A 2,521-nucleotide genomic window follows, 5' to 3' on the forward strand; every position below is an offset into this window, starting at 1 on the left:
AACAAATGGGTAGTAAATCAACCCAGCTATAACCATATTAATCAAAACTAATGCGGCAGCTTTCCAGTCATTTCCTGCTGACAAGAAAGCACCAATTGGAGCTGGTAATGTCCACGGAGCGTTCACGGAAAAGCCATTAATGATACTAAATTTCACTGCAAAATAACTGATGACTGTCGTCACAGATGGAGCCACAACAAAAGGAATCGCTAAAATTGGATTCATTACAATCGGTGTTCCGAATATCAATGGTTCATTGATATTAAAGATTGACGGAATGATTGAGAAACGTCCAACTTGTTTTAGATAAGCTGATTTGGTAAACAACAATAAAATACATAAGGATAGTGTTGCACCAGATCCACCAATCCAGACTAACCATTGGTAAAACTGTTCAGGCGCAATATACGGCAATTCATTAGCAGGTGTTCCACTAACCATCGCTTGTCCATTTGCTTCAAGCATCACTAGCCACATCGGGCGAACAATTGAACCGATAACACTCACACCATGCACACCAGCTGCCCATAACATTGTGATCAAGACTACTGGAAGCAATACACCCAATAAATTATTGCCTAAAAGATTGTTTAACGGTGTAAAAATGCTGATCAACATTTTATTAATATCAAATCCAAGCATAACCCGGATGATCCAGACAAAGACAATCACAAATGTACCAGGGATCAACGCTTCAAAGCTTCTAGCAACCGAATCCGGTACTTGTTCTGGCATTTTGATCATTAAGTTCTTTTGTTTAAATAAACGCAAAACTTCAACTGCAAAAATCATAGCTAAAATAGCTGAAAACATACCTGAACCGCCTAAATTTCCCATTGGTAAAACCCAACCAATAGCTTCTCCTTCAGGCAATAATGCATCAACGTTTACTGGAACCGTTAACATTAAGAAAGTTGCTAACGACAGAACTCCACCGGTAACCCCATCTAATTTATACGATTTGGATAAACTATACCCCATCCCATAAGCGGCATATAACGACATCAAACCCGTTGTGATACGGAAGGGAATGGCAATTTGTGCTGCATATGGTGCAATAGCTTCCGCCCAAGACGCGATTGGTGGATTTCCAATAACTAAGAAGAAACACCCAATAATAATTAAAGATAATGTCGAGATAACTCCATCGCGGATGGCTTTTAAATGCTTTTGTTCCGATAACTTAGCTAATGGCGGCATGAATTTCGTTTCAAGCCAATTTAAAAAATTCGTCATATTTACTCTCCTTTGATATTCCATAATAATAAACAAGTACGTGACTCAAATGAAAAATTAACGGTATTTCTTGATTAACTCTAGCGTTTTAGGTGCTCCTATTGGTGTATAACCCATTGGTTCAATTTTTTCGATTGGGACACCGTTTTCATTTGCATATTTTTCAAATGTAGCAAATTGGTGTTTTACTTGTGGCGCAACCAATAATAACTTGTAATCTTCCTCTTTCAAGGCATCTTCTACTGCACCAGACCCTACTGCAATCATATCCAAATCAAAATCTTGTTTTGCCGCTTCTGCTTTGATTGCTTTAACTACTATTGCACTTGACATTCCACCTGAACAAACCATAATAACTTTCATCTTTATTCCTCCTACTATCGAGTTAAATTGATTTTTTATTAAGGATACGTTACCATTTAAACTTATTCCCTTTTTTCAACCACTTTCCTCCTTATTAAAAGTCTTTCTACCAAATATGTATCCCCTTTCAATAGAGTATAACTTAACCGGAATTTTATTTCAATGTATTTATTTATAAAATGAAATAAAAAGTCACTATGAGTAAATATCCTCATTGTGACTTTTTATATTACTCTTTCCCAAAAGAAAAATTTTTTCTGAGCTGGTCGAATTAAAGCTTATTGCGTTCACTCAAAATGATATCTTCTCTTGAGTCGATTGAACTTAGCCATATAGCGACAACTCAAAAAAAAAACCTTTCTAAGTTGGTCGAACTAACGCATATTGCACCAACTCAAAATTAAAAACTATCTTGAGTTGATTTAACTAATGCTTCTCTTTCCTACTTAACAATGAAATAATCCTTTAAGAAATGCTTTTAACTCCTTAATATGACTCAAACCTATTTTTTAGCGTGTCCACGCTTTCTTATAAGTCATCTTACTATAGATCATGTGAAATCGCTAATATTCAAAGAATTTCAAACGGCATTAAAAAAATAAAAGCCACGAGAAAATAACTTCTCAAGACTTTTATACTCTAAATCATGATGAATTTTGTTAGTGCAATGTTTTTACTGGTACTTCTAACCGTTCTTTTAATAGTTCAAACCACATGTGATAGCCATCTCCATTTGGATGGACATCATCAGCCAAAAAATAGTCCAGTGGCAATTGCTGCTCTTTCATCTTAGACAGCATTAAGTGATACGTATCTATAAACGGCCAATGCTGTGCTTTCACAAATGCCCCAATTTCATTGTTGTATTGATTATAAGTTACTGTGCCTTCTTTTAGAAACACATCATTATATAATGTAGGAT

At 35.5% G+C, this 2,521-nt stretch carries 3 protein-coding genes; all 3 read right to left on the minus strand.

Annotated elements, in window-relative coordinates:
- Positions 1-1,236: PTS sugar transporter subunit IIC (locus CAT7_RS11825; protein ID WP_007725923.1), on the minus strand; the 1,236-nt coding region annotated here is incomplete at its 3' end.
- A gap of 57 nt (positions 1,237-1,293) precedes the next feature.
- Complete coding sequence (locus CAT7_RS11830) at positions 1,294-1,599, minus strand: PTS sugar transporter subunit IIB (protein WP_007725925.1); 306 nt, start codon at positions 1,597-1,599, stop codon at positions 1,294-1,296.
- Between the two features lie 659 nt (positions 1,600-2,258).
- A partial coding sequence (locus CAT7_RS12455) for an SGNH/GDSL hydrolase family protein (RefSeq protein WP_007725926.1) occupies positions 2,259-2,521 on the minus strand: 263 nt, incomplete at its 5' end.

The organism is Carnobacterium sp. AT7 (assembly GCF_000171855.1).
Lineage (GTDB): Bacteria > Bacillota > Bacilli > Lactobacillales > Carnobacteriaceae > Carnobacterium_B > Carnobacterium_B jeotgali.